Source organism: uncultured Rikenella sp. (genome assembly GCF_910579375.1).
Classification (GTDB): Bacteria; Bacteroidota; Bacteroidia; order Bacteroidales; family Rikenellaceae; genus Rikenella.
Genome location: NZ_CAJTUJ010000018.1, coordinates 1 through 17,437, shown reverse-complemented (window position 1 = coordinate 17,437; position 17,437 = coordinate 1). Strand labels below are relative to the sequence as shown.

The following is a 17,437-nucleotide window of genomic DNA, read 5'->3' as shown; positions in this document are numbered from 1 at the left end:
AAATAAGATTATGCAATAAGCTATGGTTCGAAGACTGATAGAGCGACCGATCGCCGTGACCATGTGCGCCATCGCCGTGGTCGTGCTCGGGATCGTGGCCTCGCGGCTGCTTCCCATCTCCCTGATGCCCGAAGTGGACATTCCGCAGATCACCGTCCGGATCCACGCCCCGAACACCCCCGCCCGAGAGCTTCAGGCCTCCGTCATCGCCCCGCTGCGGTCGCAGCTCATGCAGGCAGGCCACCTGCGCGAGATCACCGCCGAAGCCAAAGACGGCGCCGGTCTGATCTTTCTGCAATTCGACTACGGCTCCGACATCGACTACCTCTTCATCGACGTCAACGAGCGCATCGACCGCGCCATGGGATCACTGCCCAAAGAGGTCGAGCGACCCACCGTCGTGAAAGCCAGCGCCACCGACATCCCCGCCTTCTATCTGAACCTCACCCTCTCCGACGAACGACCCGCCGACGGAGCAGCTGCCAACAGCCGCGCCCGCGAGAACCGGCTGATCGAACTCAGCAACTTCGCCGCCACCGTGATCGCCAAACGGCTCGAACAGCTTTCGCAAGTCGCCTTCGTCGACATGAGCGGCCGCCTGTACCCCGAACTCGTCGTGATCCCCGACGCCGCCCGGCTCGAAGCCTTGGGCATCGAACCCTCGCAGCTCGAAGCCGCCATCCAGGCCAACCACATCAACATGGGCAACCTGACCGTCCGGGACGGCCAGTACCAGTATAACATCCGGTTCAACTCCACCCTCTCCGGCCGGCGCGACATCGAACGAATCCCCCTCAACATCGAAGGCCGGATATTCCGCCTCGGCGAACTCGCCACCGTGGTCGAACGGCCGCAACAACGCCAGGGCATCGTCCTCTCCGACGGCCGCGAAGCCGTCACCATGGCCGTCATCAAGCAGTCCGACGCCCGGATGGGCGACCTCAAAGCCGAAATCAACCGCCTCGTCGACCATTTCGAACACGACTACCCCGACATCGACTTTACCCTCACACGCGACCAGACCCAACTGCTCGACTACTCCATCGGCAACCTCGAGAGCAACCTGATCGTGGGTGCCGTGCTGGCCTGCCTCGTGATCTTCCTCTTCATGCAGGACTTCCGCGCCCCGCTCCTCATCACGCTGACCATTCCGCTGTCGCTGCTCGTGTCGCTGCTCTTCTTCTTCATCCTCGGCATCTCGATCAACATCATCTCGCTCTCGGGACTGATGCTCGGCCTCGGGATGATGGTCGACAACTCGATCATCGTCATCGACAACATCTCGCAACGGTGGGACCGCGGCGAACGGATGAAAGAGGCCGTCGTCGTCGGGACGGGCGAAGTCTTCTCGGCCCTGCTCAGCTCGGTGCTGACCACCTGTTCGATCTTCGTGCCGCTGATTTTCCTGAGCGGCATCGCCGGCGCCATGTTCTACGACCAGGCGATGGCCGTGACCATCGGCCTCGTCTCCTCGCTGATCGTCGCCATGACCATCATCCCCGTCTACTACCACCTGCTCTATCGCGGGAAAGAGCAGCGCGGCCGAAACCGCATCCTGCAACGAATCGGCGTGCGGGACATGGCCGGAGCATACGAACGGAGCCTCAAGTGGGTCTTCCGACACCAGCGGCTCGTATGGTTCTCCGTCGCCGGATTCACCCTGGCCGGCATCTGGTTCTATCGGGAACTCGACAAGAGCACCATGCCGGCGATGGACAAAGAGGATATTATTTTGCATGTGGACTGGAACCAACCGATTACCGCCGCCGAAAACCGCCGCCGGACAGACCGGCTGGTCGGCGAACTGGGAGCAGGGGCCGAGCATGCCACCGTGCTGGCCGGCCGGCAACAGTTCGTCCTCTCGCATACCCGCGAGACGGGAAACAATGAGGCGTTAGTCTATGTGCGGGTGAACGATCCGGACTCCTTAGGGGCAGTCGTCGCGCGGGCACAACGGTACGTGCAGCGGGAGTTCCCCGAAGCCGCCTTTCAGACCGAAGAGGCGGGGAACATCTTCGAGATGATCTTTTCCGAGACCGGCGCGACCCTGACGGCGCGGCTGCGTCCCACGGCAGGGAGCGCCGAGCCGGACAAACTCAATCCGCTGCTGGCGGCCCTTCGGGACAGTCTGCCGGGGGTGCGGATCGAGCCCGTCGTCTGGCAGGAGCACCTCACCCTCTACGCCGATCCCGACCGGATGTCGCTCTACCGGGTGGGGTACGACGAACTTTACTATGCCCTGAAAAGCGCCTTCAACGAGAACCGGATTATGGAGATTCGGCAGGGACAATACTCCCTGCCCGTCTCGTTAGGGGCCGCGGAACGAACCGTGCGGGAGGTGCTGGCCACCCACACCGTACTGTCGGGCGACCGGGTCGAGATCCCCGTATCGCTCCTCCTGACCGAGAGCCCCGACCGCGACTTGCGGAGCATCGTCTCGGGCGCCGAGGGAGAGTACTACCCGCTGCACCTCGACGTGGCCGACGAACAGGTGCCGGAGACGATGAACGTCGTCCGGCGAGCGGTGGAACGCGACGGCAACTTCGAAGTCGGCTTCTCGGGCGGCTGGTTCGACAGCCGCGACACCCTGCAACAGCTCGTGACCGTGCTCGTCGTCTCGCTGTTGCTGCTCTACTTCATCCTCGCCTCGCAGTTCGAATCGCTGGTACAGCCCTTCATCATCATGTCCGAAATCGTCGTAGACATCTCGGGCGCGCTGTTCGTGCTGTGGCTGTGCGGATCGAGCCTCAACCTGATGTCGCTGATCGGCCTCGTGGTGATGAGCGGGATCGTCATCAACGACTCGATCCTGAAAGTCGACACCTTCAACCGGCTGCGGCGCGAAGGCCACGGTCTGCTGCGCGCCGTGCTGACCGGCGGCGACCGGCGGCTCAAACCGATCGTCATGACCTCCCTCACGACCATTTTGGCCATCCTGCCCTTCCTCTTCTCGGGCGGGATGGGGAACGACCTCCAGCGGCCGCTGTCGCTCGCCATCATCGGCGGGATGGTCTTCGGAACCATCGTCAGCGTCTACTTCATTCCGATCTTCTATTACCTCATCTACCGCCGGAGCGATAAACGGCGCCCCTCTTCCCGGTCATGAGCACGCCGACACGACGCATATCCCCCTTCACCGTGATTCTGGTGATGGCGACCCTGATGGTGATCGGGATCGCCATGATCCCGCTGCTCCATGTCCAATATGCGCCCGGCGTGAGCCAAAAAGGGATCACCGTCTGGTTCAACTGGCCGGGCGCCTCGGCGCGGGTGGTGGAACAGGAGGTCACCTCGAAGATCGAAGGCACCCTCGCCTCCATTTCCGGCATCCGCGAGATGTACTCCGCCTCCTACAAAGACGGCGGCAGCATCTCCCTCAGTTTCAAAAAAGAGGCCCGGATGGACGCCGTCCGGTTCGACATCTCGTCGCGGCTGCGCCAGCTTTACCCCTCGCTGCCCGACGGCGTCTCCTACCCCCAGCTCTCGACCGGGATGGATGGCGAGAGCGCCTCGCCGGTGCTCACCTACACGATCAACGCCGACCTGCCCACCTGGCAAATCGAGCAATACGCCGAAAAGAACATCGCCGAGCCCCTCTCGCGGGTCGAAGGGGTACGACAGGTCTCGGTGACCGGCGCCACGCCGTTCGAGTGGGTCGTGACCTTCGACCCGAACCGTTGCGCCACACTCGGCCTGACCGGACAGGATATCCGGAACGCCTTCCAACGGCTGGCCCGCAACGACCAGCTGGGGATCGGCACGCTCGAAACGGACGACCGGACAGGCGAACCGCGACAGATCCGCATCGGTCTTCGGCCGCGCCCCGTGCCGCCCGAAGCGTGGGAACGGATCGAAGTGGGCAACTGCGGCGGCCGGATCGTTCGTCTGGGCGAAGTCGCCACCGTCGAACACCGCCAGAAGCTGCCCGACAACTATTACCGGATCAACGGACTGAACAACATCAACCTGACGATCTACGCCGAGAAGCACGTCAACACCCTCGTCGTGACCGACGCTCTGAAAGCGAAAGTGGAGGAGATACGCGCCTCTCTGCCGCCGGGCTACGCCATCCTGCTGGCCGACGATACCTCGGTCTACATCCGGGGCGAGCTGAACAAAATCTACTGGCGGACGGGGCTGTCGGTACTGATCCTGCTGCTCTTCGTCTTCCTCACCAGCCGGAGCTGGAGGTATCTGTGGATGATCGTCCTGACGCTGGCATGCAACGTGCTGGTGGCCTTTATCTTCTACAACCTCTTCGGGCTGGAGATCCATCTCTACTCGCTGGCGGGGATCACCGTCTCGCTCGGGATGATCATCGACACCTCGATCATCATGATCGACCACTACGGCCGGTTCCGCAACCGGCGGGTATTTTTGGCGATTATGGGCGCCCTGCTCACCACCATCGGCGCGCTGAGCATCGTGCTCTTCCTGCCCGAGAGCCAGCGCGAGAATCTGGTCGACTTCTGCGCCGTCATCGTCATCAACCTCGTCGTCTCGATGGCGATTTCGGTCTTCTTCATCCCCGCCCTGCTCGACAAGAGCCCGATCTACGGACGACAGCGTTCGAAACGGGCACGCCGTTTCCGCACCCGCGGAAAACGGTGGACAGCTCGGACGACAGCCCGCTACGCCCGTTTCCTGCGACACGGCCGGCGGTGGCAATGGGCCTATATCACAGTGGCTATTTTAGGATTCGGCCTGCCCGTACAGCTGCTGCCCGCCAAGATCGAGCACAAGAACGATCCGGCCTGGGATTCGACCCTCTGGGTACGGGCCTACAACGCCACGATCGGCAGCAACTTCTATCAGCAGAAAGCCAAGGAGTGGTTCGAAGGGGCCTTGGGCGGTTCGATGCGGCTCTTCGCCAAGAAGGTCTACAACTCGAACTTCTATAACGATCCGGAACGGACGCGGCTGATTATCGGCGCCCGGCTGCCCGAGGGGTGCACCGTGCACCAGCTGAACGAGACGATGCGCGACATGGAGAATTTCCTGAGCGGATTCGACGAGATCGACATGTTCCGCACCTCGATCACGGGGTACGACAACGGGCAGATCACCGTGACCTTCCGACCCGAAGCCGACCGGCAGGGCTTCGCCTTCCGGCTGAAAGACCTCGCCACCTCGAAAGCCATCAGCCTCGGCGGCGCCGACTGGAGCATCTACGGCGTGGGACAGGGATTCAACAACAGCCTCAGTTCGGGATGGAAATCGAACCGGATCACGCTGCGGGGCTACAACTACGAACAACTCTACCGCTATGCGCAGGAACTGGTGGACTCGATTTCGGTCAACCCGCGAGTGTCCGACCCGGAGATCATGGGGCGGGTCACCTTCGGCGGGAAAGACAACCGGACGGAGTTCTACCTCGACCTGAATTTCGACCGTTTCGCCTTGTACGGCGTGACCCCGTCGGCCTACTACCGGACGCTGAGCGAACAGGTCTACCGCCAGGGATTGCCGTCGTTCTACCACGACGGACGGATGGAACAGGCGGTGCTGGTCTCCTCCGAGGCGGAGCGTTTCGACGCGTGGCACATGCGGAACGACATCCTGACGGTCGGCGACCGGAATGTCAAGCTCTCGGAGCTCGGCGAGCTGGCCAAACGACGCTCGGGGAACAACATCTACAAACACAACCAGCAGTATTCGTTGATCGTGGCGTTTGACTTCGTGGGCTCTTACGAGCTGGCGAACCGCTTCACCGACCGACAGGCGGAGCGGCTGCGGGCCGAGCTGCCGGTGGGCTACAGCGTGGCGAACGACCGGGGCGGAGGCTGGTGGAGCGATGGCGGCGGCACACCGTACTGGCTGCTGGGCCTGATCATCGTCATCATCTACTTCATCTGCTCGGTGCTCTTCGAATCGCTTCGCCAGCCGCTGGTAATTATCGCGATGATTCCGATCTCGTTCATCGGCGTTTTTCTAACCTTCTACCTCTTCGAACTGCGGTTCGACCAGGGCGGCTTCGCTTCGTTCGTCCTGCTGAGCGGGCTGGTGGTCAATGCCGGCATCTACCTCATCAACGACTACAACCTCTTCCTGCGGAGCGGCGTGCGAGCGGGTTTGCCGACCTACCTGCGGGCTTACAACCGGAAGATCGTGCCGATCCTGCTGACCGTGCTTTCCACGGTACTGGGGCTGGTTCCGTTCGTGGTGGTGAGCCGCGAACCCTTCTGGTTCTCGTTCGCCGCGGGAGCGATGGGGGGTATGCTCTTTTCGCTGATCGCGATCCTACTCTTCCTGCCGCTCTTCCTGCCGATGAAAGAGCCAAACAGACCACAACATATCGACAGTACCAAAACCATACGTCATGAATAAATTGGGTAATTGTTTTTTTCTGTTTCTTTTAACCGGATCTTTCCTTTCCGCACAGGCCCAGGATCCGGCGGACAGCACCTTCCTGACTCGGGAGCAGCGGGACGAGGAGTTGGCGTTTATCGTTCGCCAGATCGACTCCGTATATATCTACGGTCACCGCGGAGCCAGCGACGAAGAGTGGGAGAAATGGGTGGAGGCGCTACGCGAGAAACTGCAAGCCGCCAGGACGCAGAACGAATATCTGTATGCCTTGCGGTATACGGGGACGTTGATCCAGGACGGTCATTTCACCTTTCCCGACATGTCGTATTATAACCGTCATCGAGTCTTTCAGCCGACCGACACGTTGTTTCCGATCAGCATCAAGAACTGGAAAGACGGGACGACGTTCGTTCAGAGAGATCCTACGGGACACCTGCCGGAGGATGCCCGGATTCTTCGTGTGAACGGCCGGTCGGCGCAAGAGATGGCCTGTGTCATGCGCTCCATACCCGCTTGGGAGAAGGACGGCGAGGGCTTTTCTATCATCGAAACGGGAGAATCTGCCTATTGGTATAGCCTGATGAACTTTCTGTTCATGGAAGGAGAACCGGCGCCCTATCGGGTGGAGTACGTTTTGCCGGGGAGCGAACGGGTCGATACGGTTACGTTGGCCGGCATGACCCGCGGAGAACTTCGGAAAATAGCTAAAAAGAAGAGACAAAGATCCAGGGACGACAATGTGTGGAGTCTCTTTTTCGGCGACAAGACGATCTCCCGACAGCGGATCGGCGCGCACAGCGCGGTGGTGAGTATCGATTATTTCGTGGGTCAGAGTCCGGTGTCCATGCTGCTCGGCCTGGGCAAGAAAGACCGGCGTTATTCCCGAAAGCTGCGGCGGGCCATGGCATGGGTCGACCGGAACCGAATCGACACGCTGGTGCTCGACATCAGCGAGAACGGGGGCGGGATGATCGACAACGTCTACAAGACGCTGAACTACCTGACGACCCGGTCGGTGGATGCGAACAAGGCCTATCGGGTGACGGACGCGAACCGCGAAAAGATCAAGACCGTGATTTGGAACACGCAGTACGACCTGTTCGGCCTGACACCCGAACAACAGGAACAGATGGCGGCGTATGTGGACAGCATTCCGGACGGGAACTTTTTCACGACTGACATGGTGTACGATCTTCGTTTCCGGCCGGACTCGGTTCTGAAACACCGGTATCGGGGGCAGGCGGTCTACCTGCTGACCGGTTCGGGGACTTACTCGGCGGCGCAGCTCTTTGCCCAGCATTTCAAGGAGCAGGAGATCGGCCTAACGGCGGGCGAGCCTTGTGGAGGCTATGCGAGCATCAGCGGCGGAAATGCACAATGGGCCAAGCTGCCGTATACGAATTTTTCGTTCACGATTCCCTATTCGAGTTTACGAAATGATGTTCATGCACCACGGTTCGAGTTCGAACCGGTGGATATTCCGTTGCAACCCGAGCCGATCTCCTGCGAGGAGTGGCTGGCCGGGAAGCAAGAAGAAGACATTCTCCCGCGTTTTCTCCGCTGGTTGCAGGAGCAACACCTTTCGAAATGATCGGGTTGAAAAGCCACAAGCAATCTCCCTTTCACCACAATGAAAAGCTGGTTTTCCGACTTTTACGCAAAAACGACACAATCGGGAGGAAAACCTGACAGATTTACTCCTTCAGCGGCAGCATCGCCACCACCAGATTACTCCGTTCCGTCACGCCGGCAGCAACCGCCCGTAACGCCGGATCCGTGATCTGTTCTTTTCGATCCAGTAAATCCAGCGGATCGAGTTCGCCGACCAGCCGGTTCCGGCGGAGGCTCCGTGGCGTAAAGCGCACCCCGTCCACGAACAGCCCCTGTCGCCCGTCATCTCCCTTCGGGATGTAGCACGCCCCGTCGCTCTTGTCATACACCAGCAGCATCCGGTCTCCCATCAGCCCGTTTTGGAGCGAAAGAAACAGATATCGCTCCCCCTCCAACAGATCCACCAGCCGGTAATAATCCGGCCACTCGTTCATCGCCTCGAACGTCATCTTTTCCGCCGGGAATCGATACCGCCCCATATCCAATCGACAGACCGGTTGCACCGAATCACCGTTCAGACGACATATCGTATCGCTGAACTCCTCTTTGAACAACAGTTCGTCCCCGTTGTCGCCGAGTGCCTGAAATCCGACCTCTATCGCCGCTTTCCCCTTGTCCTGCGTCCGAATCTCGCCCCGGGGCGTCAGGTCGTCCGCCGAGTAGCGGCTGAAGAGCACCCGACCATTCCGGCGATCGCCGCAATCCCTAAAAAAAGCTACCTCATGACCTAATCTATGAATCATATCCGCCTGATAGTGCATATATTTGAGAAACGATTTAACAACATTCAAATTATTTCCGAATGAACGCAGTTCGATACTGGGCCTCGCCCGCGGCGGGAATGCTGTGCCAAATCCTGATTTTCGGGCTCTATGCGGCCGGCGACGCCCTGTGGGGAGAGCATGCGGAGACAGATCCGGGGCCGATCGGCGACGGAATCCTGCTGTTCATTTACGGTGTGATTTCGATTCCCGTCACGCTCTATGCCTACGGTTACCTGATTCTCCTGAGGCGACATCCCGGCAAGTACCGTCTCCTGACCTGGATCGCAGCCTGCCCGGTAGCCGTATGCAGCATCTTTGTCTGGTACGAACTCTTCGGATGCCACGCCTCCTCGTGGAGCGCGGGAGTCCGATCGTTCATCGGCTATTTCATCTGGGCGAGCGGTTTGTTCGTGCCGGTTTTTTGGGCGGGATACCGATATGCGGAACGTAATAAGAAACGATAATTTTTATGAAAATACTGATCGGATGGTTCGGATTGTTGCTGGGAGCGGGATTGAACGTACTGCCCCTCCGGGCGCAGCAGCATCGGACGGAGCGGCAAAACCCGATAACCCGCTCCCTGCACGAAGGCCTCGCCGCCGTTTCGCCGGACGGGAAACAGTGGGGATATGCCGACTCCACCGGACGGATCGTCATTCGCCCCCGGTGGAGCCTGGTTTCCGACTTTTACGAAGGAATGGCACGGGTGGTCGTGGCCGACAGCCTGAATATGATGCTCGTACAAGAGATTCCTCATAATATCCAGGTCGCCACGCCCGGAAAGACCGGATTGATCGACCGGAAGGGGAACTATATCGTTCCGCTGGACTATAGCTATATTGACATCAACCGCGGTGAACCCTACCTACGGTTCAACCGCGGTGTGTATAACCCTGCCGGTGCCGAAAGCTCGGACTTCCGACAAGTCTATCCGGGATGCAAGTGGGGATTGATGGATTTACGCGGGAATATCGTCCTGCCGGATACGGAATACGACTATATCTGGCCCTTGCGGACAAACGGCCGGTATTATTACGGCGTCGAAAAAAACGGCCGATACGGCGTGCTGGAGGCCGGGACGTGGCAATGGGTCGTTCCGTGGGGCGACTATGCCTCGGACGAAGCGTTGTACGACCGTCTGAAACAACCCTGAGCAAGCAACTCCGACATCCTTACCGGGCGATCCGAACCGTCCGGGCCCGCCCCGCCCGGACAACGACCGGACGTTTCCAGTCCACGAAGGCATTTTCGCCGAGCGGCCGGGCCGCCTGCGCCTCGTCTTCGGCCAGCAGCGTGACCGTCGCATCGTACGCCGTCGGGTTGAACAGGGTGAGGGTAATCCCTTTCTCCGTTTTTTCGACTTTCCGAAGCACTACATGGTCGAATACGTAGGCCCGTCCGGTGTCCGTCCGCAGATAGATCCCCGGCACCTCGATCGCCATCAGCGCCCCATTGGTCTCGTTCCAGCCCGTCCGTCCCCCGTCGCCGCGCGAACCCCGGCTGTCGGCGTCGCAGTAGGTCAATCGCTCCGTAATCCGGCCATTGGGCTGCACCCCTTCGGCATGGGCATGGATGATGTCCCGCAGCAACGCCGCATAGAGCGTGTCACCCGTCTCGCGGTAGAGTTTGAAGAGCGCGTCGCCCGACTGGGTGCAGAAACCCGGCGCCCCGTGTTTGTTCTGGGTGCTGGCCCAGACAGCTCCCGTGAGGTCGGCTCCGAGCCGGGCCAGCGGCGTGTCGTCCGGCAACCGGTAACGGAACGACACCGTCCAGGTGGCGCACAGGTTCGCCACGTCGGCACACCACGCGCGGTAAGCCGTATCGCCCGTGGCTTCATACAACGTCATCAGCGAAGTCATCAACGCCGCAGCCGTCTCGGAGTCGGCATTCTGGAGAATATCTCCGCAGCCGCCCGAGGTGAACCCGCGCAGAGCGAAGTCCCGGTAATAAAAGTCCGCCGCCTGCCGGGCGACGTCGAGGTATTCCGGATTATCATAGTACCCCGCCGTGAGCGCGAGCCCGCCGACCGCCATCGCCCCGCCGGTGGTGTTGTAAACCGCCACGCCTCCCGTCGCAAGGTCAAGATAATTGCCCCACGTCCCCTCCTCTTTCCACGTCCGGACGAAAGCGTCGGCCAGCCCGCGCACACGGGCCTCCCACTCCGGCCGGATCGCGTCGCCACGCCCCTGTTTCCGGAGCAGGTCGAACTGTTTGACCATCCAATAGAGCAGATCGGCGTTCCTGCGGGTCAGGGCGATCCCCGGGTGGAGCTTCGCCGCGTCACGATAGAGCGGCTTCCCGTCCGGGCCGAGCACATCGCAGTAGTAACCGCTCTCGCCGCAGCCCTTCAAGAGCCCGAAATCGAACGTATGGACCACGCGCCGCAAGCGGAGCGTATCGCCCGCGGCGAGCATCGGATAGGTATTCATCAGGCCGCCGATCCAGCCGTACGACATCCAGTCCGCATTCTCCGGACAGTAGTATTCGCCCGCCGCGCCCACATGGTAACGGCTCTCGATGTTTCGTTCCATACGCCGTCGCACCTCGCTCATCGGCATCAGGTTGCGCGGCATCGCGGTCGGCATGTGACGTTTCCGCTCGCGCATAAAACAGGCCAGCAAATCCGGTACCCCGCCGGCCTCGAAATCGAGCCGGGTGACTCGGATCGTGATCTCGTCGCCTTTCTGCACGGATAGGCCGCGGTCGGGACTCGGACTGAAACCGATGAATTCGGGCTTCCGTTCCCGCACGCCCGGCGCGCTGATGACGAAGGTGGCGATGCTCCGATCGGGTGACTCCTCGACCATCAGGCCGTGGTCTTTCACCTCGCCGTCCCGTTCGATCCCCTGATCGGTCAGCAGGATGGTTCCCTGCCGGTTCGCCCGGTCGAGCCAGGCGATGGCCGGGGTCGAAGCGTTGCAGACGAGCAGCTCCAGCCGCGACGTCGCACCGAACTCCGGCGAGAGCTGCGGAATCGGATTCGAAGTCAGTGCCAGATCGCGCCGGCCATAGTCGGTGGCGTCGAGACCGGTGGCGTAAGAGCGGTTCACGATCCGCTGGCGGTTGCCGCCGTAGACGGCTGCCGGAATCATCACATAATTGTCGTTGCTCCACCCGTAGCGATCGAAAGCGACCGCCACCCCGGCATCTGCCATATCGCGCAGAGCGCGAAAGGTGAAGGTGCAGGAGGAGTCGTCGGAACAGGCAACGGCCACCTCCCAATTTCCGTCAGCCGGGTCGATTTCTTCGGCCCGGACGAGCACCGGCCCGTCGTAGCGGCAGTCGAGCAGCCGGACGCTTTTGGCCGGGTCGGGCGAGGCGGGCAGCCAGCTGCCCCGGGCTTGTGCGGGGCGGCTGGCGAAGGCGAGCAGGCAGAGGGCTGATGCGCCGTATAACAGGTGTCTGGTCATGTCGGAGGTGTTTTATTCTTCAAGCAGATACCACGCGCTACCGCCAGCCTCAATGCTGACCGGGAGAAGCAGTTCCTGTTTGCCGTCCAGCTTACGCACCGCCTTCGAGCCGTCGGATCCGGTCACACTCACCTTTTTCTCCAACCCGGTGTAGTAAAGCGGCAGGCGGAGCGTTTTTTCGATTTTCCGGTCGGCGGGATTGAAGACGACCACCATCCCCCGGTGATCGATAAAGGGATTGACGTGCATCATACAATCGAGATCGCGTCCGGTGGGTCGGCTGACATGGATGATTTCAGAGGTAAGGATATCGCGATAGCGGCGGAACCACGCTAACTGGCGCTCGACCATCGCTTTCGTCTCCGGCGTATCGTAGAGCCGGTTGCCACGGATGGTGAGGTGGCAGCCGCTGGCCAGGTACTGGAACAGCTGGGCTTCGTAGCGGTCGAGATTGTCGCACAACGGCTCGAGCCCCACCCGCGGGTCGTTGGTGTAGAAGCCGACGAGCTGGAGCGTCATCCAGCCCATGGTGGGCAATTTGTGCCACGTTCCGTCGTAGATATACTGCCGCCCGAGCAGCAACTGCTGCTGGGGGGTGAGGTTGGCGCTGGCCTCGCGATAGCCCATCCCGGTGACCGTCTGTCCGTTCAGGAAGTACCAATCGGGTATAGGGATGTACATGCCCCGCCGTTGCAGTTCATGCAACACTCCGACCTGCGCCGCCCACTGCCGCCACTGCGAGTCTTCAAGCCCCTCGTGGTGGGGATGAACCGTGGATGCGCAAGGGTCGCCGTGGTACGGGCCGTCCATGTTGTAGGTTTTGAAGCCCGTGCGGTCGAAAAACTCCCACATTTTCGGGAAATAGGTATCCTGCCACCCGCTGGCCACACAGACACTCTGTCCGAAGAGGCTGCCGGGCCTGCCGGTCTCGGGATGCACACAGTCGACCGAGTCGCCCCGCCCGCGCGAAGCGATCTGGAGTTCGTACCCGCCCATCACGATCCCTCTGTCAGCCGCATAGGCCGCGATATCCTGCCAATGAGCAACATAGGCGGAATCGAGATTGTCGTGGCTGACCCCGGGCCAGGCCTGGATGTCGAGTTGTTCGATTCCGAGCTCGGCCATCTGGTCGATCAGTTTTTTCAACTGCGTTTCGTCGTGCGAGGTGGTACCCGCCGCGATAAGCGATTCGGTCACCTGCGGAGCGAGCCGGCGGTACATGCGCCGGTGGGCGAGCGACTGGCGTTCGCGGTCGTCGCTGTCGTGCAGCAGCTCGAAGGTGACGAAAGAGCGGAACGGTTTCCCCGCCTCGACCTTGACACACGGCCCCATGGGCAACTTGCTGAGCAGCAGATTGTGGTGCGGGAAACCGAGAAATTTGTCTTCGGCCTGATTGTGGCTGGCCCAGGTGTGGTAGTCGGGATCGGGCACCCACCGGGTGGTCGAACGTCCGACATGATAGACTTTGGGATCGCCGGCATAGTGCATCAGCGCACTCCCCTGCAGGTCGGCGTTGGCCAACGCGAAGGAGTAATCGCTCTCGACGTGCATCCGGGAGACCCGATCCTGATTCACCGCCAATACTTCGCACTCCATATCCCGCAGCAGAAACTCCCGAGCGCCGTCGTTCACCACCTCGATCCACTTGGCCACGACCGGCAGCCCGTCGTAGATTTCGTAATGGACACGCACCTCGACCCCCTCGACCTGCGGCACATCCCCGGGCGCCGCGAACGTCAGAGTCAGCCGCAGCCCTTTCGGCGGCCAGTCGGCCGCCGGAGCGTGGAATTTCCGACTCCATGGATAGCGTTCGACCGGCACGCCCGTTTCGATCTTTTCCAGCACGAAAGCCCCCGGAGCCGCCGTCATCTGCGGAAGCCACTCTTCGAGCAGGTAAGACATTTCGGGCTGACCGACCAGCCCGCCAACGTCGTACCACGCCGTATCGATCCGAATGCGGGCCTCAGGCTTCACCGCACGGAGGTATTCGGCGTCCTCGCTCTTGTTCTTGTAGCTGATGCAGGCGATGTTGTCGCCCAAATAGAAGGTGCGCGAAACCAATCCGTTGTCGAGCCGGAACCGGACATCCTGCCGATCTTCGGACAGCTGCACATACAGGCGGCTCGCCTGCCGGACGGGGCGGATCAGCCAGTCATCCTGGCGCCGCTCGTCGGACAGAGCGCGTACAATCTCCTTGCCGTACCCCGGAGCCTCCAGCCCGGCGACCAAAGCCGCCCGAGCTTCGGCACTCCCGGCCGTCCGAGCCTCGCTCCGCATCGCATGCAACGACAGATCGGTCTCCGGAGAGAACGCCCCGTCCGCAAATGTGCCGTACCGGATTTCGTAAATGCTGCCACGGAACGCACGACCGCCCTCCGCATCGACCGCCACCGAAAGGATCGACGCCACAGCCCCGTCGAAGAGAAACTCGCCCGACTTCCGACCGTCCATCCAGACTGCGCCCCGCCCTCGTTCGACGACCGCCGCCAGATGTACCCACCGGTCGGCAACCGCCTCACCGATTTCGGCCTCCTCTTCCTCGCCTGCTCCGCAGAGGAGCACCCATTTGTCGCCCCGCTGCCCGAGCATCATGCTTTCAGCCTCGTTCCCCAGCGCCACGACGGTTTGCACAGCCTCACGGCCCGTGTCGGCCGCTTTGACCCACACCTCCAACAGCCGATTGTCTCCCCACCGACCACTCTCCTCCCGCGCACGGTACCCGTCGCGTTTCCCGTCAAAGAGAATCGAACCTTCGCCCTTCATCTTTCGATCTCCGGGCGCGTCGGCATAAAACACCGGCTGGCCCACGACGAGCAGCTCTCCGCCGCCCGTCGAGGATCGCACCACCCGCGGAGCAGCGGCATAGGTCACATTACCCGCCTTACCGAAGTTGTAATGCAGCACAGGCGTGACAGCCGCCCGGGCCCAGCCGCACACCCCCAGAGCAAGCAGGAACAAAAAGAATCTTCTTATCATTTGAAGTATGGGTTTAATTTGTATAAGCACCACGAAGCGATAAAGATTGTTACGCAACGGAATCCACAATTCATCGGTCAGCCATTGGGGACGTTCCCCACAAGCCCCCCTCACCGGCTCGTCGAAAGCAGCACACCTGTCTTTCAAAGAATAAGGGGTATCTAAAATTCCGGTTCGACAAGAGGCAGTTTGCAGCCGATCCGGTCGAACGGAATCGGCATGAAACCGAGAATCATCCGATAAATCGCCGCATCCGGGACGAAACCTTTCATCGGGTCGGTCGGATCGACCCAGCCCGGATTCTCGATCGTGACCCAGTTGTTGCTCCAATCCGCCCAGCCCGGAGAACCATTCAGCATCTTGTTGACCCGATAGAACAGATTGCCCGCAAACACATTGCCGCGCGACACCCGGGGCGTTCCCTCCCAATAGCGGGCCAACTCCGGATAAGCCGTCGCATACGGCGGTTCGGTATGCCGCACCGCCCGCAGCCGCTGATCTACCACCCCGTCCGGATCGAGCATCCCGCGTCCCCAGGTCTCCATTCGGTTATCGATGTGAACCGCCTGCGGCAGGTCGACGAAGAGGTTATTGCGATAGATATTGTCGTGCCCGCCGCCGATAAGTACGGGAATGGTCCCCGAGCAGAAGTAGACGCAGCCGAAGACCTCCATGCCGCACGCCCCGTCGTCGTGATAGGTGGCCGAGACGCGGTGGGCCGACGAAAAATCATGGAAATAGCAGTACCGCACCCGGTTGCCCCGCTCCGACGGGTCGCGGCCGTAGTACAAAGCCCCCTGATCGTCCACCTCGCGGCAGACGTCGTAGATGTCGCAATATTCGATCAGGTGGTCGTTGCCGTGCAGCAGAACGGCCATGCTCGGCGCATCGAAAATCTCGCAGTTCGAGACGCGGTTCCCCACGCCGTCGATCCAGACACCCGGCCGATAGGACTTCTCGATCCGGTTGAAATCGTGGATGCGACAGTTTTCCACATAGTTATAGGCCGGCGTCAAAGTCGCGCGGTCGCCTCCGCCCAGATCGACCCCTCCCGAACCGACCCGGTAGATATGGCTATTGCTCACCCCGTTATGCCTCCCCGCGCGGCGATTGATCAGCACATCGTCATAGATGATCCCTCCCAGCGCGCCGACCTGCCTCGGTTTGTCCCCCCGTCCGATACAGACGCCGACATGCCCCAAATTGCGGATCACACAGCTGTCCACCCGCACGGAGTCCGACGCCTCGATGTAGACCCCCATCCCGCGCGCATATTCGAGCGTCATGCCGCGCAGCACGACATTCCGACACCCCTCGACAGCGAACATCGGCGCATCGAGCGTCGAGACCCGGACATCGCCTCCGGTTTTCGCCTCGTTCGGCGGCAGGAAATAGATCTTCCGGGCCGCCGAGTCGAGCACATATTCGCCCGGCCGGTCGATCTCTTCGAGCAGATTCAGGGCAAGCCACCTCCGCCACGGCGCGCCGGTCATAAAGCCGTACCGCGTAGACCGGGCAGCCGTAACGGTACGCGCGGCCGTGTCGATCCGCAGCACGGGAACCATATCGTCGGCATACCCGTGAGCGAAATAGCCGCCGATCCACATCCCGTCGGTCGATTTCCACTGCGCCGGCCGCTCCTCGGCATACTCGAAGACCGGATTTCCGATACCGTATTTCCCCTCGCGCGGGATATCGCCGGTGCAATGCACCTTCCCGATCGGCGCCATGCTGTCATTGGGCCATCGCGCGATCGAGAGCGGCCGGCCATCGATGAAGAGTTCGCTCCAGCCCGGAAGCGACGGGTGCCCGAAACCTTTCGGGATAATCCCCGTCAGCGGAATCCCGAGGGCCCCCGCATCGATCTGGCGCACCCGGTCGCGCACCTCGGGCCGCAGCCGCTCCCGCACCGCCGGATCCGTCACTTTCCGTATCTGTTTCGAATCGACCCGGCGCGACCCGGTGAAAGAGACCGCCTCCTGCCGGTAAGGAGCGATCGTCACGTTGTTCAACCCGGCGATCTCGACCGTCTCCCGCAACACATACGTCCCCCGACGCAGCAGAATGTCAGTCGTATCGTGCGGAAACCGCGCCGCCTCGGCCAGCGCCCGTTCCACCGTGCGGAAAGGGCGGGAGAGCGAACCCGCCGCCCGGTCGCTGCCGGACGGCGCTACGAAGAACGTTTTCCGGGCCGTCGCCGCAGCGACCGAAAGAAAGGAGAGAAGCACGAGAAAGAGCGCTTTGCGTGTCTGTTTCATCTTCTTCATATTCATAATTTTACTTTCGATGATCCGTTTCGATCGGATTTCCGGCATGGTCGAACAGCAGCCGGTCGCCGGTCAGCACCAGCTCTCCCGCCAGCGGCTC

At 61.3% G+C, this 17,437-nt stretch carries 9 protein-coding genes; 5 read left to right on the top strand and 4 right to left on the bottom strand.

The annotated features are described in order from the left end of the window. Window positions 1-22: 22 nt before the first annotated feature. From QZ302_RS03245 to QZ302_RS03235, 3 genes are read left to right on the top strand one after another with little or no spacing between them, the layout of a single operon-like run. Complete coding sequence (locus QZ302_RS03245; RefSeq protein WP_294592440.1) at window positions 23-3,106, top strand: efflux RND transporter permease subunit; 3,084 nt, start codon at window positions 23-25, stop codon at window positions 3,104-3,106. Beyond that, complete coding sequence (locus QZ302_RS03240) at window positions 3,103-6,327, top strand: efflux RND transporter permease subunit (protein ID WP_294592438.1); 3,225 nt, start codon at window positions 3,103-3,105, stop codon at window positions 6,325-6,327. The genes QZ302_RS03245 and QZ302_RS03240 overlap by 4 nt, the downstream gene beginning before the upstream one ends. Further along, a complete protein-coding gene (locus tag QZ302_RS03235) occupies window positions 6,320-7,900 on the top strand; it encodes a S41 family peptidase (protein WP_294592436.1) in 1,581 nt (526 codons plus the stop codon). Before QZ302_RS03240 ends, QZ302_RS03235 begins: the two co-directional genes overlap by 8 nt. Before the next feature lie 103 nt (window positions 7,901-8,003). Here the strand turns inward: QZ302_RS03235 and QZ302_RS03230 are convergent, their stop codons facing one another. Next, complete coding sequence (locus QZ302_RS03230) at window positions 8,004-8,711, bottom strand: hypothetical protein (RefSeq protein ID WP_294592434.1); 708 nt, start codon at window positions 8,709-8,711, stop codon at window positions 8,004-8,006. Between the two features lie 11 nt (window positions 8,712-8,722). Here QZ302_RS03230 and QZ302_RS03225 point away from each other — a divergent pair, with 11 nt between their 5' ends. Together QZ302_RS03225 and QZ302_RS03220 are read left to right on the top strand one after the other, a co-directional pair. Further along, window positions 8,723-9,148: a hypothetical protein gene (locus tag QZ302_RS03225; protein WP_294592432.1), complete on the top strand. Its 426-nt coding sequence runs from the start codon at window positions 8,723-8,725 to the stop codon at window positions 9,146-9,148. 5 nt (window positions 9,149-9,153) lie between these two features. Continuing rightward, window positions 9,154-9,837: a WG repeat-containing protein gene (locus QZ302_RS03220; RefSeq protein ID WP_294592429.1), complete on the top strand. Its 684-nt coding sequence runs from the start codon at window positions 9,154-9,156 to the stop codon at window positions 9,835-9,837. Window positions 9,838-9,856: 19 nt separating this feature from the next. Here QZ302_RS03220 and QZ302_RS03215 read toward each other — a convergent pair whose 3' ends face one another. The 3 genes from QZ302_RS03215 to QZ302_RS03205 form a co-directional block, all read right to left on the bottom strand. Continuing rightward, on the bottom strand, window positions 9,857-12,094 hold the full coding sequence (locus QZ302_RS03215; RefSeq protein ID WP_294592427.1) for a hypothetical protein: 2,238 nt from the start codon (window positions 12,092-12,094) through the stop codon (window positions 9,857-9,859). Window positions 12,095-12,106: 12 nt separating this feature from the next. Further along, window positions 12,107-15,070 (bottom strand): LamG domain-containing protein, encoded by a 2,964-nt coding sequence (locus QZ302_RS03210; protein ID WP_294592425.1) that lies wholly within the window; start codon window positions 15,068-15,070, stop codon window positions 12,107-12,109. 161 nt (window positions 15,071-15,231) lie between these two features. Next, entirely contained in the window at window positions 15,232-17,343 is a 2,112-nt protein-coding gene (locus QZ302_RS03205) for a right-handed parallel beta-helix repeat-containing protein (RefSeq protein WP_294592422.1), read from the bottom strand. Window positions 17,344-17,437: the final 94 nt, after the last annotated feature.